At 33.0% G+C, this 24,029-nt stretch carries 25 protein-coding genes; 21 read left to right on the plus strand and 4 right to left on the minus strand.

The window, feature by feature from the left end; all coding sequences use genetic code 11:
• Window positions 1-410: 410 nt before the first annotated feature.
• The 3 genes from E5Z56_RS09375 to E5Z56_RS09385 form a co-directional block, all read right to left on the minus strand.
• Window positions 411-2,006 carry an NAD(P)/FAD-dependent oxidoreductase gene (locus E5Z56_RS09375; RefSeq protein WP_138157557.1) on the minus strand — a complete coding sequence of 532 codons (1,596 nt, stop codon included), beginning with the start codon at window positions 2,004-2,006 and terminating at the stop codon, window positions 411-413.
• Window positions 2,003-3,196 carry an aminoacetone oxidase family FAD-binding enzyme gene (locus tag E5Z56_RS09380; protein ID WP_175405442.1) on the minus strand — a complete coding sequence of 398 codons (1,194 nt, stop codon included), beginning with the start codon at window positions 3,194-3,196 and terminating at the stop codon, window positions 2,003-2,005. The genes E5Z56_RS09375 and E5Z56_RS09380 overlap by 4 nt, the downstream gene beginning before the upstream one ends.
• A 61-nt stretch (window positions 3,197-3,257) precedes the next feature.
• Window positions 3,258-3,863: a COG2426 family protein gene (locus E5Z56_RS09385; protein WP_138157559.1), complete on the minus strand. Its 606-nt coding sequence runs from the start codon at window positions 3,861-3,863 to the stop codon at window positions 3,258-3,260.
• A gap of 125 nt (window positions 3,864-3,988) precedes the next feature.
• Here E5Z56_RS09385 and E5Z56_RS09390 point away from each other — a divergent pair, with 125 nt between their 5' ends.
• The 17 genes from E5Z56_RS09390 (at window position 3,989) to hemL (ending at window position 20,582) form a co-directional block, all read left to right on the plus strand.
• Entirely contained in the window at window positions 3,989-4,471 is a 483-nt protein-coding gene (locus E5Z56_RS09390; RefSeq protein WP_138157560.1) for a VanZ family protein, read from the plus strand.
• The gene (locus tag E5Z56_RS09395; protein WP_138157561.1) at window positions 4,458-5,843 is read left to right on the plus strand and encodes an MATE family efflux transporter; all 1,386 of its coding nucleotides are present in this window, start codon (window positions 4,458-4,460) and stop codon (window positions 5,841-5,843) included. The genes E5Z56_RS09390 and E5Z56_RS09395 overlap by 14 nt, the downstream gene beginning before the upstream one ends.
• A gap of 36 nt (window positions 5,844-5,879) precedes the next feature.
• Window positions 5,880-6,209, plus strand: coding sequence for a hypothetical protein (locus E5Z56_RS09400; RefSeq protein ID WP_138157562.1), 330 nt, complete (start codon window positions 5,880-5,882; stop codon window positions 6,207-6,209).
• Window positions 6,202-6,798, plus strand: coding sequence for a site-2 protease family protein (locus tag E5Z56_RS09405; RefSeq protein ID WP_138157563.1), 597 nt, complete (start codon window positions 6,202-6,204; stop codon window positions 6,796-6,798). Before E5Z56_RS09400 ends, E5Z56_RS09405 begins: the two co-directional genes overlap by 8 nt.
• On the plus strand, window positions 6,791-8,641 hold the full coding sequence (locus tag E5Z56_RS09410) for a TIGR03960 family B12-binding radical SAM protein (RefSeq protein WP_138157564.1): 1,851 nt from the start codon (window positions 6,791-6,793) through the stop codon (window positions 8,639-8,641). The genes E5Z56_RS09405 and E5Z56_RS09410 overlap by 8 nt, the downstream gene beginning before the upstream one ends.
• Complete coding sequence (locus E5Z56_RS09415) at window positions 8,628-9,290, plus strand: TIGR03936 family radical SAM-associated protein (RefSeq protein ID WP_175405443.1); 663 nt, start codon at window positions 8,628-8,630, stop codon at window positions 9,288-9,290. Before E5Z56_RS09410 ends, E5Z56_RS09415 begins: the two co-directional genes overlap by 14 nt.
• Window positions 9,290-10,204, plus strand: coding sequence for a TIGR01212 family radical SAM protein (locus E5Z56_RS09420; RefSeq protein ID WP_138157984.1), 915 nt, complete (start codon window positions 9,290-9,292; stop codon window positions 10,202-10,204). Before E5Z56_RS09415 ends, E5Z56_RS09420 begins: the two co-directional genes overlap by 1 nt.
• Window positions 10,205-10,436: 232 nt before the next feature.
• Window positions 10,437-11,474 carry a sulfate ABC transporter substrate-binding protein gene (locus E5Z56_RS09425; RefSeq protein ID WP_138157566.1) on the plus strand — a complete coding sequence of 346 codons (1,038 nt, stop codon included), beginning with the start codon at window positions 10,437-10,439 and terminating at the stop codon, window positions 11,472-11,474.
• A gap of 37 nt (window positions 11,475-11,511) precedes the next feature.
• Window positions 11,512-12,348 carry a sulfate ABC transporter permease subunit CysT gene (gene cysT, locus E5Z56_RS09430; RefSeq protein WP_138157567.1) on the plus strand — a complete coding sequence of 279 codons (837 nt, stop codon included), beginning with the start codon at window positions 11,512-11,514 and terminating at the stop codon, window positions 12,346-12,348.
• Window position 12,349: 1 nt separating this feature from the next.
• Complete coding sequence (gene cysW / locus E5Z56_RS09435) at window positions 12,350-13,171, plus strand: sulfate ABC transporter permease subunit CysW (protein ID WP_138157568.1); 822 nt, start codon at window positions 12,350-12,352, stop codon at window positions 13,169-13,171.
• Between the two features lies 1 nt (window position 13,172).
• On the plus strand, window positions 13,173-14,231 hold the full coding sequence (locus E5Z56_RS09440; RefSeq protein ID WP_138157569.1) for a sulfate/molybdate ABC transporter ATP-binding protein: 1,059 nt from the start codon (window positions 13,173-13,175) through the stop codon (window positions 14,229-14,231).
• A 61-nt stretch (window positions 14,232-14,292) separates the two neighbouring features.
• Window positions 14,293-15,405, plus strand: coding sequence for a glutamyl-tRNA reductase (gene hemA / locus E5Z56_RS09445; protein ID WP_175405444.1), 1,113 nt, complete (start codon window positions 14,293-14,295; stop codon window positions 15,403-15,405).
• Window position 15,406: 1 nt separating this feature from the next.
• Window positions 15,407-16,015, plus strand: coding sequence for a precorrin-2 dehydrogenase/sirohydrochlorin ferrochelatase family protein (locus E5Z56_RS09450; RefSeq protein WP_175405445.1), 609 nt, complete (start codon window positions 15,407-15,409; stop codon window positions 16,013-16,015).
• The gene (gene hemC, locus E5Z56_RS09455) at window positions 16,012-16,866 is read left to right on the plus strand and encodes a hydroxymethylbilane synthase (RefSeq protein WP_138157572.1); all 855 of its coding nucleotides are present in this window, start codon (window positions 16,012-16,014) and stop codon (window positions 16,864-16,866) included. Before E5Z56_RS09450 ends, hemC begins: the two co-directional genes overlap by 4 nt.
• Complete coding sequence (gene cobA, locus E5Z56_RS09460; RefSeq protein ID WP_138157573.1) at window positions 16,866-18,338, plus strand: uroporphyrinogen-III C-methyltransferase; 1,473 nt, start codon at window positions 16,866-16,868, stop codon at window positions 18,336-18,338. The genes hemC and cobA overlap by 1 nt, the downstream gene beginning before the upstream one ends.
• An 11-nt stretch (window positions 18,339-18,349) precedes the next feature.
• Entirely contained in the window at window positions 18,350-19,318 is a 969-nt protein-coding gene (gene hemB, locus E5Z56_RS09465) for a porphobilinogen synthase (RefSeq protein WP_138157574.1), read from the plus strand.
• Window position 19,319: 1 nt separating this feature from the next.
• Complete coding sequence (hemL, locus tag E5Z56_RS09470) at window positions 19,320-20,582, plus strand: glutamate-1-semialdehyde 2,1-aminomutase (protein WP_138157575.1); 1,263 nt, start codon at window positions 19,320-19,322, stop codon at window positions 20,580-20,582.
• A gap of 76 nt (window positions 20,583-20,658) precedes the next feature.
• Here hemL and E5Z56_RS09475 read toward each other — a convergent pair whose 3' ends face one another.
• Window positions 20,659-21,111, minus strand: a complete 453-nt coding sequence (locus tag E5Z56_RS09475) for an RrF2 family transcriptional regulator (protein WP_022505594.1) — start codon at window positions 21,109-21,111, stop codon at window positions 20,659-20,661.
• 243 nt (window positions 21,112-21,354) lie between these two features.
• Here E5Z56_RS09475 and E5Z56_RS09480 point away from each other — a divergent pair, with 243 nt between their 5' ends.
• The 4 genes from E5Z56_RS09480 to E5Z56_RS09495 are packed head-to-tail and all read left to right on the plus strand — an operon-like array spanning window position 21,355 to window position 24,021.
• On the plus strand, window positions 21,355-22,581 hold the full coding sequence (locus tag E5Z56_RS09480; protein ID WP_138157576.1) for an O-acetylhomoserine aminocarboxypropyltransferase/cysteine synthase family protein: 1,227 nt from the start codon (window positions 21,355-21,357) through the stop codon (window positions 22,579-22,581).
• Window positions 22,582-22,603: 22 nt separating this feature from the next.
• Window positions 22,604-23,464: a 4Fe-4S binding protein gene (locus tag E5Z56_RS09485; protein WP_138157577.1), complete on the plus strand. Its 861-nt coding sequence runs from the start codon at window positions 22,604-22,606 to the stop codon at window positions 23,462-23,464.
• Window positions 23,457-23,702 carry a sulfurtransferase TusA family protein gene (locus E5Z56_RS09490; RefSeq protein WP_022504957.1) on the plus strand — a complete coding sequence of 82 codons (246 nt, stop codon included), beginning with the start codon at window positions 23,457-23,459 and terminating at the stop codon, window positions 23,700-23,702. Before E5Z56_RS09485 ends, E5Z56_RS09490 begins: the two co-directional genes overlap by 8 nt.
• Before the next feature lies 1 nt (window position 23,703).
• Window positions 23,704-24,021, plus strand: coding sequence for a thioredoxin family protein (locus E5Z56_RS09495; RefSeq protein ID WP_138157578.1), 318 nt, complete (start codon window positions 23,704-23,706; stop codon window positions 24,019-24,021).
• Window positions 24,022-24,029 lie beyond the last annotated feature (8 nt).

The following is a 24,029-nucleotide window of genomic DNA, read 5'->3' on the forward strand; positions in this document are numbered from 1 at the left end:
TTCTCTTTATGTTATGAATTAGTTTTTAAATTAAATTTTGTGTTAAGGCTAGTTAGATAAATTAGGGTTTTTCAATTTTGTATGTGCGTACAGGTAAATTTGTTTTTAGTATTGTGCTTGTAAAAGAGTTTATTTTTTATTGAGTGTAAAGGAAAATTCATAGTGAGAATACTTACCTAAAATCATATTATACTCTGACTCACAGGTGTAGGGTCCAACATTGTTGGACCGAGCAAATCAACCTTTATAAAGGTATTATGTCCTGTGTAGCAAGTGGTAATTTCTGGTTTCTACATAGGACTAAGTTACATAAAACATTTTACTATTAAACGGGCGAACAATGTTCGCCCCTACATCTGTGAGCCATAAATTTATATCATTGATTTATAATTTACAACAAAAAATATAAATCACCTATTCAATTTTTCAATGATTTTTTCTGCACATTTAATACCGTCAACACCGGCAGAAACAATACCACCTGCATAACCTGCACCTTCACCACAAGGATAAAGCCCCTCTACGCTAACACTTTCAAGGCTTTCTCTGTCACGAAGAATTCTAATAGGTGATGAACTTCTTGACTCAACACCGGTTAGTAATGCATCATTGTCAGCAAAGCCTTTAAGCCTTTTATCCATTTGTATAATACCACTTCTCATAGAATTAGTGATAAATTCCGGTAACACATCATACATTTTACAGAACTTTGTACCGATTTTATATGATGGCAACACCTCACCAAAGCTGTCACTAACTTTATTGTTGAGAAAGTCCCCAACCTTTTGTACAGGTGCTTTGTAATCACTGCCACCAACTAAAAATGCCTTTCTCTCAATTTCTTCTTGAAAGTACATTCCTGACAGTACATCATCACCAAAGTCATTAGGATTGACCCCAACAAGTAGGGCAGAGTTAGAATTCACTTCATCTCTTGCATAATAACTCATACCGTTAGTAACAACAGTTTCTTCTGTACTTTGAGCCGGTACAACCAAACCACCGGGACACATACAAAATGTATAAACACCTCTGCCGTTTTCAAGGTGACTGTTTAGCTTATATACTGATGGTGTCAGTTTTTTGCATTTTGCAAATTCACCATATTGTGCAATGTCAATTTTTTCTTGTAAATGTTCAATTCTTGCACCTACTGCAAAGGGTTTTGCCTCAATAGAAAGGTTCATATCCTTAATCATCCTAAAGGTATCTCTAGCCGAATGACCGATTGCAAGAATAATATTGTCACAAAAAATCTCTTTTTCTTGACCATCACTTGTAGCAATAATTGACTTAACTTTGTTGTCTTTAAGATTAATTCTATTTAAGCAAGTGCCAAATAAAACAGTGCCACCAAGTGACTTAATTTCTTCTCTAATGTTTTTAATAGTAGGCTTTAACTTGTCAGTACCAATGTGAGGTTTAGCATTGTACATAATGTCTTTAGGTGCACCATGACTGACAAATTCTTCAAATAACTTTCTAACTCTCTTGTCCTTAGTACCGGTAGTTAACTTACCGTCAGAAAAAGCACCTGCACCACCTTCACCAAATTGAACATTAGAATTAGTGTTTAACTTGCCACCATTCCAAAATGTATCAACATCACTTGTCCTAGTGTCAATGTCCATACCTCTTTCAATGAGAGTTACTTTAGCACCTGACCTTGCAAGTATTAAACTTGCAAATAATCCGGCAGGTCCTGCTCCAACAACAACTGTGTTGCTACTGTTATTTTTACAAATAGGTTGCTCATATTTGTAGATTTTACTTTCAGAAACCTTTTTGCTTTTTGTTCTCTTTAGTGTGGAATTTTCATTCTTAACCTTAACATCAACAGTAGCCAAGAAGTGAACATCACTTTTCTTTCTGGCATCAATAGATAACTTGAAAAGTTCATAGCTAACTATTTCATCTTTTTTGCAGTTAAGTTCCTTAACTATTTTCTTAATTAGTTCATCTTCCTTGTAATTAGGAGATAGTCGTAAATTATTTATTCTTATCATTCTAAAGCACCGGCTTTCATTCCTGAGGCAAAAGCAAATTGTAAATTGTATCCACCACAAATGCCATCAATGTCAATAATCTCACCACAAAAATATAGGTTAGGAATATATAGACTTTCCAAAGTATTAGTGTTGATTTCTTTACCTGATACACCACCACAAGTAACCTGACTTTTTGAGTAGTCATTTTTACCGGTAGTAACAAAGTCAAATTCATTTATAAGTCTTGCAAGATTTTCAATTTCTTTGTTTGATATATCATTACACTTTCTGTTGAAAGAACCCATTTTTCCAACCTTTAATAATGCAACAGAAAGTTTATTGTTAAACATACCAAGGAAAAAGTCCTCAATACTGTTGTCTTTAAATAAAGTTCTTCTTTCTTTTAAAATATCAATAATTTCATTTTTACTGTAGTCAGGCATTAAGGAAACTCTTACTGTATCATAGTCAAGATAACTAAGATTAAATGCACAAATACCTGAAATACTTTCACCTGTAAACTGAATTTCACCACTATCACTTTTAACTACTTTACCTTTTTTCATAACAGATACTTTGCCGTCAGCCCTAACACCTTTGATAGTTTTTAGAATATCAGACTTTACATTAATAGGGCAAAGTGCAGGTTTTAGCTTGGTAATAGTGTGGCCTAAGTTTTCTACAAGTGAATACATACTACCGTCACTACCAAGGTTAGGACTGCTTTTGCCACCTGTAGCAATAATTAATTTGTCACAACTGAATTTATATAGATTAGTCTTAATTTCAAAGGTTTCACCAACTGAAATATCAGTTACCCTACAGTCTGTATAAACCTCAATATCCTCTTGATAAAGTCTGTTTCTAAGAATATCCAAAACTGCTGAGGCTTGTTTACATTTGGGATAAACTCTGCCACAATTATCTGCAAAGGTATATAAACCCATACTGTTAAAATAATTTACTATATATTTAGGAGAATATTCAGAAAATAAATTTTTAATCCCATAGCTAAAGCTACCGTGATAATCTTTGATTTTAGCACCTATATTTGTCATATTGCATTTACCGTTACCTGTAGCTAAAATTTTCTTGCCGATTCTACTTTCCTTTTCAATAATGGCAACATTTTCGTATTGCTTTTTAGCTTCAATAGCTGCTACAATACCTGATGCACCACCACCGATTATTACAACATCATACTTCATATATTTCCTCATAAAAAACAATAGTGGGATTGCTCCCACTATCTAAAATTTTAATATAATTTTATTTTGCCTTTTTCTTCTTTAGAATATGTCTTACAACAAAGATACCAATTACTACTGCAACAATACCACAAAGAGCAGCTACAACAACACTTGATGGAATGTTAAATGTTGTTACAATCCAAGGAATACCGTAAGTGATAATTGTCATAATAGTTGCTGACATACATAGTCCCAAAATAGTAGCAATAAATGTTTGCTTTAAACTAAAATTAAATAAACCGGCTACAAGACCACCTGTCCAAGCACCTGTTACAGGAAGTGGAATACCGATAAATACTGTAAGACCGAAGGTTTTGTACTTCATAATTTTTGGAGCACTTGTGTTTGCTTTATTCTCTAGGAAGTCAACAAACTTAACAACAGGACTTAACTTAGTTTTTCTCAAGAACTTTAGTAGCTTTTCAATAAACAGTACTACGAATGGGATTGGTAAGAAGTTACCAATAATGCAAATTGGCAATGCTTGCCATAGTGGTACTTTACATAGAGCAGCAGCAATCAGTCCACCACGAAGTTCCAAAATAGGAAACAATGATACTAAGAAACAGAACAACTGTCCGTTCATATGTAGCGTATCGTTTAACATATTAATAAATGATTCCATAACATTCTCCTATCGGTCATTATTACTAAAATATTATATATTAATTTATTCAATTTATCAATAGATTTCGTTGACTTTCTTGTTAAATCTTTGTAAAATAATAGTGTATTGTGAAGGAGTGTGCTATGAAATCTTTACATATGAGCAAAAAAGATAAATTAAAAGCAATTATACTCATAATTTTGACTTTATGTGTTGTTGCTTTTATTTTTATGCATTCATTAACCCCGGCAACTCTCAGTGCTGAGGAGTCAGGTGCAGTTACTGACTGGCTAACTAATTTAATACCTTTTCAGTTAACAGACCATATTGTCAGAAAAATGGCACACTTTACGGAATATTCAGTTCTTGGCTTTTTAACCTCTTTTACTGTATATTCTTTCTTCAAGAAACCAACCGGTGGAATTTTCATAAAATTGTTTGTTACTCTTTTTACAGCAGTAATTGACGAAACAATACAACTTAATGTACCCGGTAGAAGTGGACAAGTAACAGATGTGCTACTTGATTTTTCAGGTGCAGTTACGGGTATAATAGTATCCACCTTGTTGATTTTGATTTACTTACTATATAAAAAAGGAAAGGAAATGAAAAATGGAAGGAACTAAACAAAATAAAATGGGTACTGCCCCAATGTTCAAACTTATTTTAGGTATGAGTTTACCTGCAATGTTTAGTATGCTTATTCAGGCACTATACAACATTGTTGATAGTATGTTCGTTAGTAACTATAGCAACAGTATTTTAACCGGTAATGACTCACTACTTTCTGTTAATATTGCTTATCCATTACAGATGATTCTTATTTCTGTAGCAGTTGGTTCAGGTGTTGGTGTTAACTCACTAATCGCCAGAAGACTTGGTGCAAAACATCAAGAACAAGCTGACTCAGCAGCAACTCATGGATTTTTCTTAACATTTATTGACTGGTTTATATTTGTTCTTATTGGTATATTTGTAGCAAAACCATTTATCTCACTATATACAAATGACCAAGCTATTATGGATGCCAGTGTAGCCTATATCAGAATTGTACTTATCGGTTCATTAGGTTCAAATATCACTTGTATGCTGGAAAAGGTTTTGCAGTCAACAGGTAATATGATTATGCCAATGCTTAGTCAGTTAACAGGTGCAGTTGTCAATATTATCCTTGACCCAATCTTTATTTACACATTTGATTTAGGTGTAGCCGGTGCTGCTATTGCAACAATTATTGCTCAGCATATTAGTGCAGTACTTTGCTTATTCTTCCTATTTGGCAAGAAACAACTTGTAAAAATCCATGTTAAAGGATTTAGATTTAAGGCAGAAACAGTAAAGAACATTTATGTAGTTGCTTTACCTGCAATGGTTATGCAAGCTATCGGTTCATTTATGGTTATGGGTATTAACTTTATTATCTCATTAGCTAATGACACAGTAGCAGCTAAGAATGCAGCAACAAATGTATTTGGTGTTTATTTCAAACTTCAGTCATTTGTATTTATGCCTGTATTCGGTCTAAACCAAGGTTCAACACCTATTATCGGTTTTAACTACGGTGCTAGAGATAAAAAGAGAATGTACAGTGCTATTAAGTGGGCAATTCTCTTTGCAGTAATTATTATGACTGCCGGTTTTATTGTATTCCAAATTGTTCCGGATGTACTTCTAGGTCTGTTTAACCCAACAGAAGAAATGCTTGATATTGGTACAGTAGCTTTAAGAATTATCTCTCTATGCTTTATTCCTGCAGCACTTGGTATTGTATTCTCAGGTGTATTCCAGGCAGTAGGTAAGGGCGTCAGAAGTCTTATTATGTCACTACTTCGTCAGCTATGCTTAATTGTTCCTATTGCTTACTTCCTATCAAGTATCAGCCTAAAGGATATGTGGTATGCTTTCCCTCTAGCTGAAATCGGTTCACTTATTGTTGGTATTATCTTCTTTATCACTCTTGTAAAGGGTGACTTTAAAAGACTTGACCACAAGGAATAATTAACCTTTTATTGCATATATTTTAGTGGTGATAATATGCAGTACGATAGAAATGATGAAATTGTTTATGACAAAGAATTCTTAGAAACCACTAACAGAGAATATTATAATCCCGAGGACTACAAGAATAATGACGAATTTTGTAGTGAAGAAAAAGTTTTTTCCGAAAAAAAGAAAAAACCACTGCCAACTGTTATTTTGTGTCAGCTGATTATATGTATTCTTCTTGGCGTTTTCCTTTATTGTTCCAGAACTTATGCACCTGACCTTTTCAGCAATATTATGAACAGTGTCAGTGATATGATTAACGATTCATTGGTTGTTGACGGTAATAACCTTAATGATTATTTTGTAAATAATGGTTAAACGGTTTTTAGGTGTAGAAATTTCTTTTCAATTTTACTATTTTGCTTTACTTACTATAGTCCTTATATTTGATAAAAGTGGTGGAATTTTCTGTTGCTTTTTATCTTCTTTCTTTCACGAAATAGGACATCTTCTTGCCATTTTAGTTTTAAAGCAAAAGGTAGATAGAATAGAATTTTCATTATTTGATATAAAGATAAAGTCTAATTATTATGTTAGCTTTAGTAAAGAACTTATTATAACCCTTAGTGGTGTAGCTTTTAACTTTATATTATTTTTATTCTTTATAAGAACAATAAAGATATTTGCCTTATCAAATTTATTTATAGGAATTTTCAACTTATTGCCTGTTTCCACATTAGATGGGGGACAGGCAATAAATATTATATTAAATAAGTTTATTTCTGAAGAAAAATCTGTTATAATCTTAAATATACTTACAGTGATTTTTGCAATACCTATTTTCACTTTAGGTATAATAGTATTATTTAACACAGGATATAATTTTTCTTTCTTACTTTTAGGTGTGTATTTATTCCTAACACCTATCTACAACAGAAAGGCTATTTCAAGAGGTAACTATGATTAATAAGGAAGTAGAAAAATATTTATTAAAAGTTCAGAAACCGGCAAAATATGTTGGTGGTGAACTTAATGCAGTTGTAAAGAATAAGGAAGATGTAGATGTACGATTTGCATTTTGTTTTCCCGATACTTACGAAGTAGGTATGTCCCATTTAGGAATGAAAATTCTTTACAGTCAGTTTAACAGTGTGCCATATATTTGGTGTGAAAGAGTTTTTGCACCATGGATTGATATGGAAGAAGTTTTAACAGAACATAACATTCCTCTATATGCACTTGAAAGTGGCGACCCACTATCTGACTTTGACTTTATCGGTTTTACTTTGCAGTATGAACTTTCATTTACAAATGTTCTTAATATGCTAAAGCTAGGCAATATTCCTATTTGTTCAAAGGACAGAATGGACTTAGGTCTAAAGAATATTGTTGTAGCAGGTGGCCCATGTGTATGTAACCCTGAACCTATTGCAGACTTTATTGACATTTTCTTTGTTGGTGAAGGTGAAGAAGTTGATATGGAAGTTATGGAACTTTACCGTCAATGCAGAGATGAAAATGTTTCAAGAGAAGAATTCTTAATCAGAGTATCTAAGATTAAGGGTTGTTATGTGCCATCCCTTTATGATGTAACTTATAACGAAGACGGTACATTAAAAGCAGTAACACCAAACCATGGTGCACCAAAGAAAATTGAAAAAAGATTAATGATGAATATGGACGAAAGTTATTATCCTGATAACTTTGTTGTGCCAAATACTGAGATTGTCCACGATAGAGCAATGCAAGAAATTTTCAGAGGTTGTATTCGTGGATGTAGATTTTGTCAAGCAGGTTTCCTTTATAGACCTGTTAGAGAAAAGTCACCTGAAACTATCAACAAACAATGTCACGACCTATGTAATAATACAGGTTATGATGAAGTTTCACTTTCATCTTTAAGCTCAAGTGACTACACTCAGATTGTTCCACTACTTACTGAATTAAATAAATGGTCAGTCGATGAACAAGTAAGTATCTCATTACCATCCCTTAGAGTTGACGGCTTTACTGATGATATTATGTCTAAGATTAAGACAGTTCGTAAAAGTGGTTTAACCTTTGCACCGGAAGCCGGTTCACAAAGATTAAGAGATGCAATCAATAAGAATGTAAAAGAAGATGAATTACTAAAAACTTGCAGAACTGCTTTCTCAGGTGGTTGGACAAGAGTAAAACTATACTTTATGATTGGTTTACCTACAGAAACAATGGACGATGTAAATGCAATTCCGGCACTTGGCAAAACTGTTGTTGATGAATATTACAAAACTGAGGATAGACCAAAGGGTAAGTCAGTTAGTGTTACAGTTTCAGCATCCAGCTTTGTACCAAAGCCATTTACTCCATTCCAATGGGAACCACAGGATACTATTCCAACAATTCACGAAAAGCAGAAAAGTATTCTTGACCATATTGAAAGCAAGAAAATCAATTTTAACTACCATGATGCAGATACAAGTTTCCTAGAAGGTGTATTTGCAAGAGGTGACAGAAAACTATGTAAAGCTATGAAACTTGCTTGTGAAAGAGGTTTCCACTTTGATGGTTGGAATGAATGTTTTGACTTACAGAAATGGTTAGATTTATTTGAAGAATGTGGAATTGACCCATCATTCTATGCTAACCGTAGAAGAAGTTTTGATGAAGTTTTACCTTGGGACCATATTGATTATGGTATCAAAAAACAATTTTTAATTGACGAATGTCACAAGGCCTATTGCTCTACAACTACACCAAACTGTAGGCAAGAATGTAGCAAATGTGGTGCAAATCGTTATGGTGGAGGTGTTTGTTTTGAAACCCGTTAGAATTTGGTTTACTAAAGATAATGAATGTAAGTATATAAGTCACCTTGACCTTAACCGAGTTGTAATGAGAGCATTACACAAAAGCAAACTTAACATTTGGCATACAGAAGGTTTTAACCCACACCCATTTGTAACCTTTGCTTTGCCACTTTCTCTTGGCTTTAAAGGTGTAAAGGAAACAATGGATATTAAGCTACTTGATGATGATTATAATAAGGAAGAAATTATTTCTGCCCTTAATAATTGCCTACCTTCCGGTATCAAGGTTTATGATGTTACTGAACCTGTTATGAAAGCCGGTAAAATTGCTCAGGCACTTTTTGAAATCACTTTATATCCTGAAACAGTTGACCTGGATACTCTATACAATAACTTTACAGAATTACTTAATCAACCTGAAATTCTTGTTATGAAGAAAACTAAGAAAAAAGGTTTGAAAGAAATTGACATAAAACCTCATATCTTAAAGGTCAATGTAACTAAAGAAGATGATTGTGTTAAGTGCAATATGCTACTACCTGCAGGTAGTACAACCAACATTAACCCTACATTATTTATTAATGCTTATAATGAAAAGTATAGTGATGATGTAATTTATCGTATTACAAGACTTGATGTATTTAACGATAAAGGTGAAAGTTTCAAGTGATGAGGTACAATTCTCTAAATAATTATTTGCGTAATAAATTAGGCAAAAAGGTTTACAAGATTTCCATAGACGGTGGTTTTACTTGTCCTAATCGTGACGGTAAAATTTCTACAGGTGGTTGTATATTTTGTTCGGCAAAAGGTTCAGGGGACTTTGCAACAAGTAAAAACCTTTCCATAACACAGCAAATTGAACAAGGCAAAGAGAGAGTAAGAAGTAAAACTAAAGACAATTGCTTTATTGCTTATTTTCAAGCCTTTACAAATACTTATGCACCGATAGAGGTGCTGGAAAGTAAATTTACTGAGGCTATAAACCATAAGGATATTGTAGCCTTGTCAGTAGCAACAAGACCTGATTGTGTCGATGAAAAAGTTTTATCTTTATTAGAAAAACTAAATAAAATTAAACCTGTATGGGTGGAACTTGGACTTCAAACTATTAAAGAAAGTTCAGTTGATTATATCCGTAGAGGGTATGAAAATTCTGTATATGTTGATACAGCAACAAAACTCAGAAATATAGGCATAGAAGTTATAACCCATATTATTTTAGGACTACCTAATGAAAGTAAACTTGATATGTTAAGAACAGTTGATTTTGCCTGTAAATATTCTGACGGTATTAAACTTCAACTACTTCATATTCTAAAAGGTACAGACTTACTGAAAGATTATGAAGACAGTAAATTCAATGCCTTAACTATGGAACAGTATATTGATATTCTATGTGATGCAGTTTCTATCATTCCTAAGAATGTGATTATCCATAGACTTACAGGTGATGGTGATAAAAAAATATTAGTTGCACCTCTATGGAGTGGCAACAAAAAGGTTGTACTAAACACAATCAACAAAACCTTTGAAGAAAGAAATATTATTCAAGGTTCAAAAACTTTGCAAGATTATATTTAACTCGTAAGAACAGTAGAAAACCTACTGTTCTTTTCTTTTGTTAATAATATTAGCAATAACTACAAATTATTATATTGATATTTTCACATATTATACAATATTACGAATATACACAAAACATATCGAAATAATAGGAATACTTCTTGACATTTAAGTAATGTGATAATATAATATACAACATAGCATACTAAACAGATAGGTAATGTATTAAATTATTATTGAGGTGAACCAAATGAAAAAATTATTATCCAAAAACTTAATATCATTGCTTTTAGTAATTACTTTACTATGCACTTCAGCAGTAGTTTTTTCAGGTTGTAGTTCATCAAAAGCAAAGAATGGTGAAGTGTCTATTGTAAATGTGTCTTATGATCCTACAAGAGAATTTTACGAAGAATATAACAAAATCTTTGCAAAGCATTGGTACAAAACCCATCAGCAAGATGTTGAAGTTATTCAGTCACATGGTGGTTCAGGTAAACAAGCCCTAGAAGTTGCAAACGGTCTAGAGGCTGATGTGGTAACTTTAGCTCTTGAATATGATATAAATTCAATTGAGGATGCCGGTTTAATTAAAAAAGGTTGGGTAAATAACTTCAAGAACGACTCAGCACCATATACATCAACAATAGTTTTCCTTGTTCATAAAGGCAACCCTAAGAATATTCACGATTGGGATGACTTAGTAAAGGATGGTGTAGGAGTAATTACACCAAACCCTAAAACATCAGGTGGTGCAAGGTGGAATTACCTAGGTGCATGGGCATATGCAAATGAAAAGTATAACGGTGATGAAACCAAGGTTAAGGAATTTATCAAAAAGTTATATCAGAATGTTTTAGTTCTAGATTCCGGTGCAAGAGGTGCAACAACTTCATTTATAGAAAACGGTCAAGGTGATGTACTTATTGCTTGGGAGAATGAGGCTTACCTTTCATTACAGGATTATAAGGATGAATACGAAATTATTTCACCAAGTATCAGTATTTTGGCTCAACCATCAGTAGCAGTTGTAGATGATGTAGTTGATGACAGAGGTACAAGAAATGTTGCAACAGAATATTTAAAGTACCTTTACAGTGATGATGCTCAGCGTATAGCCGGTAAAAATTATTACCGACCTACTAATAAGAAAATTCTAAAAGAATTTAGTGATAAATTTGATTTATCAATGAAACTTGTAACTATCAAAGATTTTGGTGGTTGGGAAAAGGTTCAGAAAAAGCACTTTGCAGACGGTGGAATTTTTGATGAAATTTATGCAAAGTAATGTATAGAAGAAATAACGGAGAATTGGGTGTAACAAAATGAAGAAAAAGGCAAATAAAAGGGTTATTCCTTTTTTTGGATTGTCAATGGGTGTCACAGTAACAATGCTGAGTTTAGTTGTTCTGATACCTCTTGCATCCCTAATTATTTATACTTCAAAATTAAGTTTTAGCGAAATTATTGCAACAATTACTGCTCCAAGAGTTGTAGCAAGTTATAAAGTAAGTTTCATAACTGCTTTCATAGCTTCACTTATTAATGCAGTAATGGGTGTTATCTTAGCATGGGTACTTATAAGATATAAATTTCCTTGCAAAAGAATTTTAGATGGTATTATCGAATTACCATTTGCTTTACCTACAGCAGTAGCCGGTATTGCTTTAACAAGTCTAACTGCCGATAACGGTCTGGTAGGTAAGTTCTTTGCTAAGTTCGGTATCAGCATTGCCTATACAAAAGTTGGTATTACAGTAGCTTTAGTATTTATAGGTATTCCATTTGTAGTAAGAGCAGTTCAGCCTATTCTTGAAAAGTTGGACTCAACTTATGAAGAAGCAGCCGGTGTATTAGGTGCAAGTAGAGTAAAAATATTTTGGAAGATTATTTTTCCTGAAATTTTCCCATCAGTACTAACAGGCTTTGGTTTAGCATTTGGCAGATGCCTTGGTGAATATGGTAGTATCGTTTTCATAGCCGGTAATAAACCATTTGAAACAGAAATCACACCATTAATTATTATGTCTAAGTTACAAGAATTTGACTATTCATCAGCAACTGCAATTGCACTTGTAATGCTGATAGTTTCATTTTTAGTATTATTCCTAGTTAACCTAGTTCAAATTCATAACACAAAAATTCTAAAGGGAGGTAGATAAAATGGAAAACAGTTCAAAAGGCTCAAAAGTAGTTAAATGGGTACTAATTGGAGTCAGCTTTCTTTTCATAGCAATTATGCTTATTCTACCTTTGATTACAGTTTTAACAGAGGCATTTAAAGATGGTATAAAGGTCTTTTACCAAGCAGTAACAGATAAATATACAGTAGATGCAATTGTCTTAACACTTGAAGCAACAGGTATTGCAGTTATTGTAAATACTCTTTTCGGTATTTTTGCATCATGGTCAATTACAAAGTTTCAGTTTAAAGGTAAGAAAATCTTAACTACATTAATTGACTTACCGGTAACAGTTTCTCCGGTTATTGCAGGTTTAATTTTCGTATTAACATACGGTAGACAAAGTCCTATTTATCCAATACTTGATGCACTTCATATTAAGGTTATCTTTGCAGTACCGGGTATTATTTTAGCAACAGTATTTGTTACATTCCCATTTATTTCAAGAGAGCTTATTCCTGTTCTTGAGTCACAAGGCAGTGATGAAGAAGAGGCAGCAGCTTTGATGAGTGCAAATGGTTTTACAATTTTTAGAAAGATTACTTTCCCTCATATTAAGTGGGCATTCCTATATGGTGTTGTACTTTGTGCAGCAAGAGCAATGGGTGAATTTGGTGCAGTATCAGTTCTTTCAGGTCACTTACGAGGAAGAACAAACACACTACCACTACATGTAGAAATTTTGTTTAACGAATTTAAATATGTACCGGCATTTGCAGTTTCAGCAATACTTGTGCTAATGGCTGTGGCAATACTTGTAATAAGAAGTGTTGTAGAATATAGAGGAAAGAAGGAACTATAAGATGTATGTTGAATTAAAGAATATTAACAAAACATATGGTGATTACAAAGCATCAAGTGATGTAAACTTCGGCATAGAAAAAGGTAAACTTATCGGCTTATTAGGTCCTTCCGGTAGTGGCAAAACTACAATCCTTCGTATGATTGCAGGACTTGAAAATCCTGATAGTGGTGAAATTATTATTGACGGTGAAGTTGTTAACAATATTCCGGCAAGTAAAAGAGGTATCGGTTTTGTATTCCAAAACTATGCTTTGTTTAGATATATGACAGTTTTTGATAACATTGCTTTCGGTCTGAAAATTCAGAAGAAAAGTAAGAAGTATATCAGAGAAAGAGTAAAAGAACTTATTAAGTTAATTGGTCTTGAAGGTCTTGATAACCGTTATCCAAGTCAGCTTTCAGGTGGTCAAAGACAGAGAGTAGCTTTTGCAAGAGCATTAGCACCAAACCCACATTTACTTTTACTTGATGAACCTTTTGCAGCTATTGATGCAAAGGTAAGACAGGAACTTCGTTCATGGCTAAAAGAGATGATTCAAAAGCTGGGTGTTACAAGTATTTTCGTAACTCATGACCAAGATGAGGCAATTGAAGTAGCTGATGAAATCATCATCACCAACAAAGGTAGGATTGAACAAAAGGGAACACCTTTTGAAATTTACCAAAAGCCTGAAACTGCTTTTTCAGCAACATTCTTTGGCAAAACTTCATTCCTGGAAGATTATACAAAGTTCAATACCTTTGAGAGAATTGAAGGTGCAGAAAAAGCAATTGTAAGACCTGAATTTGTGAAGATTTATAAATATGGTGAAAAGCTAAAGTACAAGACTTCTGCTTCTATCGGTAAAGTAGTGAAAACTGCCTTTATGGGTGACAGAATTGAAATCACAGTTGAAAGTAACGGTAGCACATTAGTTGCCACAAGAGGACTTGATGAACCTTCAGTTTCAGTAGGTGAGGAAGTAAGAGTGTTCCTATACAAAACTATTGTAACAGTTGGCAACAAGGCCCATATCCTAGATAACCTAGCACTAACAGAGGTTTCAATGGTTATCTAATATTGACAATATTCATTTCAAGTATTAAAATTTACATTAGAATTTTAAATGGGTGAAAATATTGAATTGTATTAGTCTTAACTATAAGCAAATTAAACTTGATATTAGAAAGTCATTTGCTTTTGATGATAATGTAAAACTAAATATTATGAAACAACTTACACTGGGTGACAAGATCACCCAGTGCATTTTACTATGTACTTGTAACCGTACAGAAGTTTATTTTGACGGTAGCAAAAAGTACTTTGATTATGTAATAAAAGTATTGTCACAGTATTCTAATGTGTCAAAAGATGCAATCAAAAAGTATGCAATGTTCTTTGAAAATGAAAAAGCTACTTTCCATCTTTTTAAAGTTACAAGTGGAATTGACTCAATGGTTATGGGTGAGGATGAAATCCTTAGCCAAACAAGAAGTGCATATATGTTCTCCAAGAATAATAACTTTACAAGTTATGAGTTCAATATGATTTTCCAAAAGTCATTTGAATGTGCAAAGATTATTAAGAATGAAACACCTTTATCCACAACATCAATTTCAGTAGCCACATTAGTGGGCAATGTTGTGTCAAAATTAGGGGACAACACAAATGTACTTGTAATCGGTGCAAGTGGTAAAATCGGTACAACAGTTGTAAAGAATCTTCTTTCACATAAAAATATAAATGTAAAAATAACTATGAGAGAACATAATAAGCAACTGTCAACTGTTGATGATAATATAGAGGTTGTACCTTATAATGATAGATATAATTATATTAACAATTCTGATTGTATTGTAAGTGCAACAAAAAGCCCTCACTATACTATTACTAAGTATGATGTTGATAATAGTGATATAAAGGCAAAGTCAAGACTTCTTATTGACCTTGCAGTACCTCCTGATATTGACAGTGAACTTGACGGTTATAATGGTTTTTCAATTTTAAATATTGACCACTTTGAAGAAATAGCAAATTATAATAACAAAATCAAAGAATCAAGTGTTGAGTCAGCCTTAAAAATTATAGGTGAAGAAATTGATGAACTAAAGAAAGATATTATCTTTCATTCATTTTTGCCTAAGATGAAGAATATGGATGATAAAGAGAAGAAAGTTATTTATAAAATGAAGTCAAATCTATCTTCAAAATCATTTGAAGAATTTATTTCAGTATATGAGAAAGAGAGTTAGTATGGGGTATTTTCCATTTTTTGTAGATGTAGAAAATCAAAATTGCCTTGTTGTAGGTGGTGGTGTAGTAGCTTTGAGAAAGATAGAAAAGCTATTGCCTTTTAACCCAAAGATTACTGTTGTTTCTCCTAAAGTACATAAAGAAATTTTATCAATAGAAAATATAAATATAATTAAGAGAAAATTTGATTTTAATGATTTAAAGGGAAAATCATTTGTAATAACTGCAACTAATGATAAAGCTCTCAATAAGGAAATTTATAATTCTTGTAAAGAAAATAATATTCCTGTAAATACTGTTGATGATAAGGATAATTGTTCTTTTATTTTCCCTGCACTTGCTAGGAATAAGGGTGTAACTGTTGCAATCTCAACATCAGGAAAAAGCCCTCTATACGCAAAGTATCTTCGTAAAAAGATAGAAAATTTAATCCAAGATAGCGAAAGTATAGTTGATAACTTAAGCAAATACAGAGCGAAAATCAAGGATGAAATTTCTTTAGAAGAAAATAGAAAGGTAGCATTTGAAAAGCTACTTGACTATTCTCTAAATAATGAAAATATTACAGATGATTTAGTAGATAAAATAATTAAGGGTTTGTCAGTATGAGTATAAAGATAGGTACAAGAAAAAGTAAATTAGCACTTGCCCAAACAAATATGGTTGTAAATGAAATCAAAAAGTACTTCCCATCAATTAATATTGAAGTGGTACATTTTACAACTAAAGGTGATAAAGTCCTTAATAAACCACTTATAAATATAGGTGGCAAAGGTGTCTTTGTAACAGAAATCGAAGATGCTTTAATAAATAAAGAAATTGATTTGGCAGTCCATAGTGCTAAGGATTTACCTTTACAGTTGCAAGATAATTTAACTATTTCTGCAGTTTTGAAAAGAGGAAATTATCGAGATACTTTAGTAACTGTTAAAGAGAAAGAAATAGATTTTTCTAAGGAAACTGTAATCGGAACAGGCAGTAACCGTAGAAAGTTAGCTTTTAAAAATTTATATCCAAATGCTACTTTTAAGGATATTAGAGGTAATGTAGATACTAGACTTAATAAACTTTATACCGGTGAATATGACGGTATTATTTTAGCAATGGCAGGACTAGAAAGATTAGATTTATTAAGTGACAGTAGATTTACTTTCACACCATTTGACTATAAAGATTTTGTACCGGCACCATGCCAAGGTATAATTGCTATTGAGTCAAGAAACAATGATTTAACAGAAATCCTATCTAAAATAAATCATCAAGATACCTTTTATGCATTCCAAACCGAAAGACATATTTTAAACATTCTTAATGCAGATTGTGGAATGCCACTAGGTGCATATAGCTTTGTAGAAAATAATAAAATCAATGTAGTATATACAAGTGACAGTAAAGAGATAATCACAAAAAGTGATTTAATAGAAAATAGATTTAACCTTGCAGAAAGTGTGGTGAGATAGTGGGAGTAGTATATTTAGTAGGTGCAGGTTGTGGTGATTATGACCTAATCACTATGAGAGGTTATGAACTGCTCAAGAAGTGTGATGTATTGGTTTACGATAGCCTAATAGACAGTAAATTTCTTGACTTTGTAAAGGATACTTGTGAGAAAATTCCTGTAGGCAAAAGAGCCGGTCAAAAAAGTGCAAAACAAGAAGATATAAACAATATCCTAGTTACAAAAGCCAAAGAAAACAACATTGTTGTAAGACTTAAGGGTGGTGATCCATTTGTTTTTGGCAGAGGTGGAGAAGAAATTATTTCTTTAAAAGAAAATAATATTCCATATGAAGTAGTACCGGGAATTACTTCCTCAGTAGCAGTACCTGAACTTTCAGGTATTCCTGTAACCCACAGAAAAACTGCAAGAAGTTTCACCGTAATTACAGGTCATACAAAGGATGATTTGTTGCCTGAGAATATGGAGCATTTTGCAAAGTTAAAGGGTACTTTAGTTTTCTTGATGGGACTAAATAATATTGAAAAAATCACCCAAAGTTTAATCGCAAATGGCAAAGAAAAATCTACACCGTCAGCAGTAATTTCTAATGGTGCAACTAAAAATCAAGTTGTAGTAAAAGGTACATTAGAAAATATTGCAGAAAAGGTTAAAGAAAATAATGTAAAATCACCTGCAATTATAACGGTAGGAGAAACTTCTTCCTATGACTTTTCTCGTACAATTAAACTACCACTTGATAACACTACAGTTACAGTTACAGGTACTAAGAGATTTTCTGAAAAATTACAACAGAAACTTTATGAAAAGGGTGCATCTGTAACTCACCTAAATTATCTAAAGGTAGAAAAGTATAACCAAAATAGAAATTTAGAAAATGCACTAAAGAATTTATCTGACTATTCTTTAATAGTGCTGACAAGTATTAACGGTGCAGAAATTTTCTTTGAAAAGTTAATTGAATATAAGATTGATGTACGAAAATTATCCAATATTAAGTTTGCAGTAATAGGCTCAGGTACTGCCAAAACTATGGAGAACCATGGTATTATTCCTGACCTAGTACCGGCAGAATTTACTTCATTGGCACTAGGCAACTTAATTGCAAAAACTTATGAAAATGGAAAAGTACTAATCCTAAGAGCAGAGAAAGGCTCAAAGGATTTAACAGAAGTTTTGTCGAAAAATAATATTGACTATGACGATATAAAGACTTATGATGTAATTAACAGTAGCAAAAGTATGGAAAAGGAAGTAACAACCGATTACATTACTTTTGCAAGTTCTTCCGGTGTAGAAGAATTTTTCAAAAACAATTTTACAATATCAGAGAGAACAAAGATTGTTTCAATCGGTAACATAACTTCAAAGTCACTTTTAAAGCATAATGTAAAGGACTTTATAACTTCACAAGTAGCCGATACAAATGGTCTTTTAAGTGCTATAATTAATGATGTGAAATTTAGGAAATAGAGGAATAGAAAATGGAAAGAATGAGAAGACTTCGTCAGTCAAAAGCAATTCGTGATATGGTGGAGGAAACAAGAGTAAACAAAAAGGATTTAATATATCCTATTTTTGTTGCTGAAGGTGAAAATATCAAAACACCTGTTGACTCAATGCCCGGTATTTATCAGTATTCAATAGATAACCTTGACCCAATTTTAAAGGAAATAAATGATAGCAAAATTTCAGGACTTTTAATTTTCGGTGTACCTAAACATAAGGATGAAGTAGGTTCATCAGCTTATGACGATAACGGTATTACCCAAAATGCCATTAGATATATTAAGTCAAAGTACCCTAATATGATTGTTGTTGCAGATGTATGTTTATGTGAATACACTTCTCATGGTCATTGTGGTGTAGTAGACGGTGATGAAATTCTAAACGATGCAACATTACCACTACTTTGCAAAATGTCAGTTAGTCTAGCAAAAGCAGGTGCAGATATTATTGCACCATCAGATATGATGGATGGTAGAGTAGAGGCTATCAGAGACAGCCTTGACCATAACGGTTTTATTAACACACCTATTATGGCTTATAGTGCAAAGTTTGCATCAGCATACTATTCACCATTTAGAGATGCAGCAGATTCTTGCCCACATTTTGGTGACAGAAAGTCATATCAAATGAATGTGGCAAACGGTAGAGAGGCTTTAAGAGAAATTTTAGCTGATGACTATGAAGGTGCTGATATGTTAATGGTAAAACCTGCTTTAGCTTTTCTTGATATTATTGCTAAAGCTAAGGAATATACCAACAAGCCTATTGTTACTTACAATGTTAGTGGTGAGTATTCAATGGTAAAAGCAGCAGCACAAAACGGTTGGATTGATGAAAAGAAAATCGTAATGGAAAATATGATTGGAATGAAGAGAGCCGGTGCTGATATTATTATTACATATCACGCATTAGATGTAGCAAAGTGGCTTGATGAAGAGGAATAATATGATTACTACAAATTCAGAAAATTTATATAATGAAGCACAAAAGTTTATGCCCGGTGGTGTTAACAGTCCTGTAAGAGCTTGTCGTTCAGTAGGCAGAACACCACTGTTTATTGACAAAGCAAAGGGCAGTTATATTTATGATGTTGACGGCAATAAATATATTGACTACATTTGTTCTTGGGGTCCTAATATTTTAGGTCATTGTAGGGAAGAAGTTATTAACGCAGTTAAAGCAACTTGTGACAAAGGGCTAACATTCGGTGCTTGTCATAAGGGAGAAATTACTTTAGCAAAATTAATTCAAAAGCACTTCCCATCAATGGAAATGTTGCGACTTGTTAATTCCGGTACAGAAGCAGTTATGAGTGCCATCAGAGCAGCAAGAGGCTATACAGGTAAGGACAAGATTATTAAGTTTGAGGGTTGTTACCATGGTCATTCCGATGGACTACTTGTAAAGGGTGGCTCTGGACTTTTAACAAACTCAATTCCTAATAGTGCAGGTGTACCAAAGGGTTATACAGATACAACTTTACTTGCAAAGTACAATGATGAAAATTCTGTAGAAGAATTATTCAATGCAAATAAAGATGAAATTGCTTGTGTTATTGTAGAGCCTTGTGCAGCTAATATGGGTGTTGTACCACCAAAGGAAGGCTTTTTGCAGTTTCTAAGAGATATTACCAAGAAGAATAATGCACTTCTGATTTTTGATGAAGTTATTACAGGCTTTAGACTTTCAATCGGTGGTGCTCAAAAGTACTACAATATAACACCTGACCTTACTACACTGGGTAAAATTGTTGGTGGTGGTATGCCACTTGCAGTTTATGGTGGTAAAAGGGAAGTAATGGAGTGTGTTGCACCACTAGGCTCAGTATATCAAGCCGGTACACTTTCAGGTAATCCGGTAGCAGTTACTTCCGGTATAGAAACTATCAAAATTCTTGAAAGCAATGTATCTCAGTATGATGTATTAAATGAAAAGTCAGCAAAGATTGAAAAAGCTATGAAAGAATCAGGACTTAATGTTAACAGAGTAGGTTCAATTATGACACCATTCTTTACTGAAAAAAAGGTTACCGACTACGATACAGCAGTAACTTCAAATACAAAGAATTTTGCAAAGTTCTTTAACCATATGCAAAGTAACGGTATTTATTCAGCACCATCACAGTTTGAAGCAATGTTTGTTTCAATGGCTCATTCTGATGAAGATATTGATTACACTTGTGATGTAATTAAATCATTTAAGCTATAATGAATTTTATATAACAAAAAAGTGGGGACTACTTATTAATTTAAGTAGTCCCCATTTTTAGGAGTATAATAGTAGATTAAATATAATACATAAACTCAGATTCTTTTTTACCACTCTTCTGTTTACACATTTCTGTAATATCAGCAAGAGTAATTTTTTCTGTAAAATTCTGAAGAAAAGCAGTAATGTTATCCCAAACTTCTGACTTTAAGGTTTTTACAATGACAGAGTCTTCATTAACATTATAGAAGTTTACATTTTCAAGTACAGAAATATCAAGTGTATCAATAATTTCCTTTAATGTGATTTCATCACTTGGTCTTGCAATGTTATATCCACCACGAGAACCTTTGATACCTCTAATCAAATTACCTTGCCTTAGAATTGTCATTATCTGTTCAAGGTATTTGCTTGATATGTTGTGTCTTTGAGAAATGCTATACATTGTAACTGCCTCATTCTTGCCGGAGTTAAGAGCAATATCTACAAGAGCAATAATTCCAAATTCAACTTTAGTAGAGATTTTCATACAAATCCTCCCTTCTTACAATACATACAATACATATCAACTTACTAGTATTATAACACACCTGATTTTTATATTCAATATGGTAGTTTTCAGTATTAATCACGAAGAATTTTGTAGAAATAAAGAAAATTGTGTATAAATTACTGAAAATACACTAAACCTATTGAAATAATAGGATTACTATATTATAATAACTACAAAATCTACTGAAAACGTAGGAAATAAAAATTAGTGGGTGATATAATGAAGTTCAATACTAAGTTACTTCATAAGGGTTTTAATGGCGACAAAGAAACCGGAGCAACAGTAACCCCAATTTATCAGGTAAGTGCTTTTAAGCATGAGTCACCTGAAAAACTAGAAAAGGTTTTTAACAACACTGCTCCGGGTTTTGCTTATACAAGAATTAGCAACCCTACAGTTTCTTCTTTTGAAAATCGAATAACTGCAATAGAAAATGGTATAGGTACAGTTGCTTGTGCCTCCGGTATGGCAGCAGTTACAATGTCACTACTAAACATTTTGCAGTCAGGGGATGAAGTTATTGCAGGTTCAGGACTTTTTGGTGGAACAATTGATTTGTTCGGTGACCTAAGTAGTTTTGGAATCAATACTAAATTTGCAAAGCATATTACAGTAGAAGATGTAGAACCTTTAATAACTGATAAGACAAAAGCGATTTTTGCTGAGCTAATCGGTAATCCTGCACTTGATATTGTAGATATTGAAAGTGTAGCTTCTTTAGCTCATAGTAAGGGTATTCCTCTTATTTTAGACAGCACAACGGCAACACCTTATCTTATTAATCCATTTAAGTATGGTGCTGATATAGTTATCCATTCATCATCAAAGTACATTAACGGTGGTGGTAACTCAATCAGTGGTGTAATTGTTGACAGTGGTAACTTTAAATGGGATTATGAAAAGTATCCTAACTTAAAGGAATATTCAAAGTATGGCAAGTTTGCTTATTTAGCAAAATTAAGAAATGGCATTTGGAGAAACACAGGTTGTTGTCTTTCACCAATGAATGCCTTTATGAATAGTGTAGGCCTTGAAACTTTAGGTTTAAGAATGGAAAGACTTTGTAGTAACTCCTATAAACTTGCAAAGTTTTTTGAAGACGAAACTCCTCTTGAAGTTAATTATCCCGGTCTAGAGAGTAGTCCTTATTACTCTTTAGCTGAGAAGTACTTTAACGGCAAGGGTGGTGCTATTGTAACAATCCGTACCGGAAGTAAGGAAAGAGCATTTAAGTTATTGAATAACTTGCAAATTCCTACAATAGCGACTAATATAGGAGATACAAGAACCTTGGTAATTCATCCGGCCAGTACAATTTATATACACAATACACCGGAACAAATGGAAAATGCAGGTGTGTATGACGATACAATCAGAATCAGTGTTGGCATTGAAGATATTGAGGATCTTATAGATGACTTTAGTCAGGCTATAAAAAATATTTAAGGTATTAATTAGGAGAAAAGGTATGGCAGTAGATTACAAAACCCTAAAAAAGGGTGGCTTTATGAGACAAAAGCAAAAGAATAATTTTTCACTAAGACTAAGAGTAGTTGGTGGTAACTTAACTGCAACTCAACTTGCAAAGGTTGCTGAAGTTGCTGAAAAGTACGGTGACGGTTATGTTCACCTAACTTCTCGTCAAAGTGTAGAAATTCCTTTCATAAAACTTGATGATATTGAAGATGTAAAGAATGCTTTAGCAGAAGGCAATGTTGAACCCGGGGTTTGTGGACCAAGAGTTAGAACAATCACAGCTTGTCAGGGTAAAGAGATTTGTCCTAGTGGTTGTATTGATACATACGCTTTAGCTAAAGAACTTGATGAAAGATATTTCGCAAAGGAACTACCTCATAAGTTTAAGTTTGGTATTACAGGTTGCCAGAACAACTGTCTAAAGACAGAAGAAAACGACCTTGGTATCAAGGGTGGTATGAATGTAAGTTGGAGAGAAAGCGACTGTATTCATTGTGGACTTTGTGAAAAGGTTTGTAGAAGTAAAGCTATTACAATTGAAAATGATGAAATCAAAATTGATAAGTCAAAGTGTAACTTCTGTGGCAGATGTGTTAAGTCTTGTCCAACAGATGCTTACGATACAGTAGAAGGTTACATTGTTTCATTTGGTGGTCTTTTCGGTAACTCAATCAATAAGGGTGAAACAATCATTCCTTTCATTGATAACAAAGAAAAGTTATTTGAAATTTGTGACACAACAATTAATTTCTTTAACGAAAATGCAAACCCTGGAGAAAGATTTAAGTTTACTCTTGACAGAGTAGGCAGAGAAAAATTTGTAGATAAGATTTTGGAGGTTTATAATGGCTGATTTTAAGATTGATGATACAGTAGATATTACTGATGTTGTTTGCCCAACAACATTTGTAAAGGCAAAGATTGCCCTAGAAGAACTTGAAGAAGGAGAAATCCTTTCAGTTAAGATGAATGACGGTGAACCTGTACAGAATGTACCAAGAAGTATCAAAGAAGAAGGTCATCAGATTCTAAAGCTAATTGATAACGAGGATGGTACTTATAACTTAATTGTTAAAAAGGTTGGTGATTAACTTGGCAACAAGAATTAGCAGTGACGATTTTGAAACACAGGTGCTTTTATCAGAAACACCTGTACTAACAGAATTTTATTCTGACAGTTGTATTCCTTGTAAGCGAATGTCACCACTGCTTTCACAGATTGAAAGTCAGTATGGTGATAGCCTAAAGGTAGTAAAAGTTAACATTAACTTTGATGCCGATTTAGCAAAAGAATACGGTGTGCTTTCAGTACCAACAGTAGTATTCTTTGATAAGGGTGAAGAAGTTGAAAGACTAAATGGTCTACAACCTAAAGACTCATTAACAGAAATTATTGATACATTAGTATAAAGGAGAAC

Origin of the sequence: Ruminococcus bovis (genome assembly GCF_005601135.1) — a bacterium.
Taxonomy (GTDB): domain Bacteria; phylum Bacillota; class Clostridia; order Oscillospirales; family Acutalibacteraceae; genus Ruminococcoides; species Ruminococcoides bovis.

What these genes read in the sequence shown, in the direction of transcription:
- E5Z56_RS09375 (WP_138157557.1), bottom strand. Translation starts at nt 2,006, where the DNA reads ATGATAAGAATAAATAATTTACGACTATCTCCTAATTACAAGGAAGAT.
- E5Z56_RS09380 (WP_175405442.1), bottom strand. Translation starts at nt 3,196, where the DNA reads ATGAAGTATGATGTTGTAATAATCGGTGGTGGTGCATCAGGTATTGTA.
- E5Z56_RS09385 (WP_138157559.1), bottom strand. Translation starts at nt 3,863, where the DNA reads ATGGAATCATTTATTAATATGTTAAACGATACGCTACATATGAACGGA.
- E5Z56_RS09390 (WP_138157560.1), top strand. Translation starts at nt 3,989, where the DNA reads ATGAAATCTTTACATATGAGCAAAAAAGATAAATTAAAAGCAATTATA.
- E5Z56_RS09395 (WP_138157561.1), top strand. Translation starts at nt 4,458, where the DNA reads ATGGAAGGAACTAAACAAAATAAAATGGGTACTGCCCCAATGTTCAAA.
- E5Z56_RS09400 (WP_138157562.1), top strand. Translation starts at nt 5,880, where the DNA reads ATGCAGTACGATAGAAATGATGAAATTGTTTATGACAAAGAATTCTTA.
- E5Z56_RS09405 (WP_138157563.1), top strand. Translation starts at nt 6,202, where the DNA reads ATGGTTAAACGGTTTTTAGGTGTAGAAATTTCTTTTCAATTTTACTAT.
- E5Z56_RS09410 (WP_138157564.1), top strand. Translation starts at nt 6,791, where the DNA reads ATGATTAATAAGGAAGTAGAAAAATATTTATTAAAAGTTCAGAAACCG.
- E5Z56_RS09420 (WP_138157984.1), top strand. Translation starts at nt 9,290, where the DNA reads ATGAGGTACAATTCTCTAAATAATTATTTGCGTAATAAATTAGGCAAA.
- E5Z56_RS09425 (WP_138157566.1), top strand. Translation starts at nt 10,437, where the DNA reads ATGAAAAAATTATTATCCAAAAACTTAATATCATTGCTTTTAGTAATT.
- cysT (WP_138157567.1), top strand. Translation starts at nt 11,512, where the DNA reads ATGAAGAAAAAGGCAAATAAAAGGGTTATTCCTTTTTTTGGATTGTCA.
- cysW (WP_138157568.1), top strand. Translation starts at nt 12,350, where the DNA reads ATGGAAAACAGTTCAAAAGGCTCAAAAGTAGTTAAATGGGTACTAATT.
- E5Z56_RS09440 (WP_138157569.1), top strand. Translation starts at nt 13,173, where the DNA reads ATGTATGTTGAATTAAAGAATATTAACAAAACATATGGTGATTACAAA.
- E5Z56_RS09450 (WP_175405445.1), top strand. Translation starts at nt 15,407, where the DNA reads ATGGGGTATTTTCCATTTTTTGTAGATGTAGAAAATCAAAATTGCCTT.
- hemC (WP_138157572.1), top strand. Translation starts at nt 16,012, where the DNA reads ATGAGTATAAAGATAGGTACAAGAAAAAGTAAATTAGCACTTGCCCAA.
- hemB (WP_138157574.1), top strand. Translation starts at nt 18,350, where the DNA reads ATGGAAAGAATGAGAAGACTTCGTCAGTCAAAAGCAATTCGTGATATG.
- hemL (WP_138157575.1), top strand. Translation starts at nt 19,320, where the DNA reads ATGATTACTACAAATTCAGAAAATTTATATAATGAAGCACAAAAGTTT.
- E5Z56_RS09475 (WP_022505594.1), bottom strand. Translation starts at nt 21,111, where the DNA reads ATGAAAATCTCTACTAAAGTTGAATTTGGAATTATTGCTCTTGTAGAT.
- E5Z56_RS09480 (WP_138157576.1), top strand. Translation starts at nt 21,355, where the DNA reads ATGAAGTTCAATACTAAGTTACTTCATAAGGGTTTTAATGGCGACAAA.
- E5Z56_RS09485 (WP_138157577.1), top strand. Translation starts at nt 22,604, where the DNA reads ATGGCAGTAGATTACAAAACCCTAAAAAAGGGTGGCTTTATGAGACAA.
- E5Z56_RS09490 (WP_022504957.1), top strand. Translation starts at nt 23,457, where the DNA reads ATGGCTGATTTTAAGATTGATGATACAGTAGATATTACTGATGTTGTT.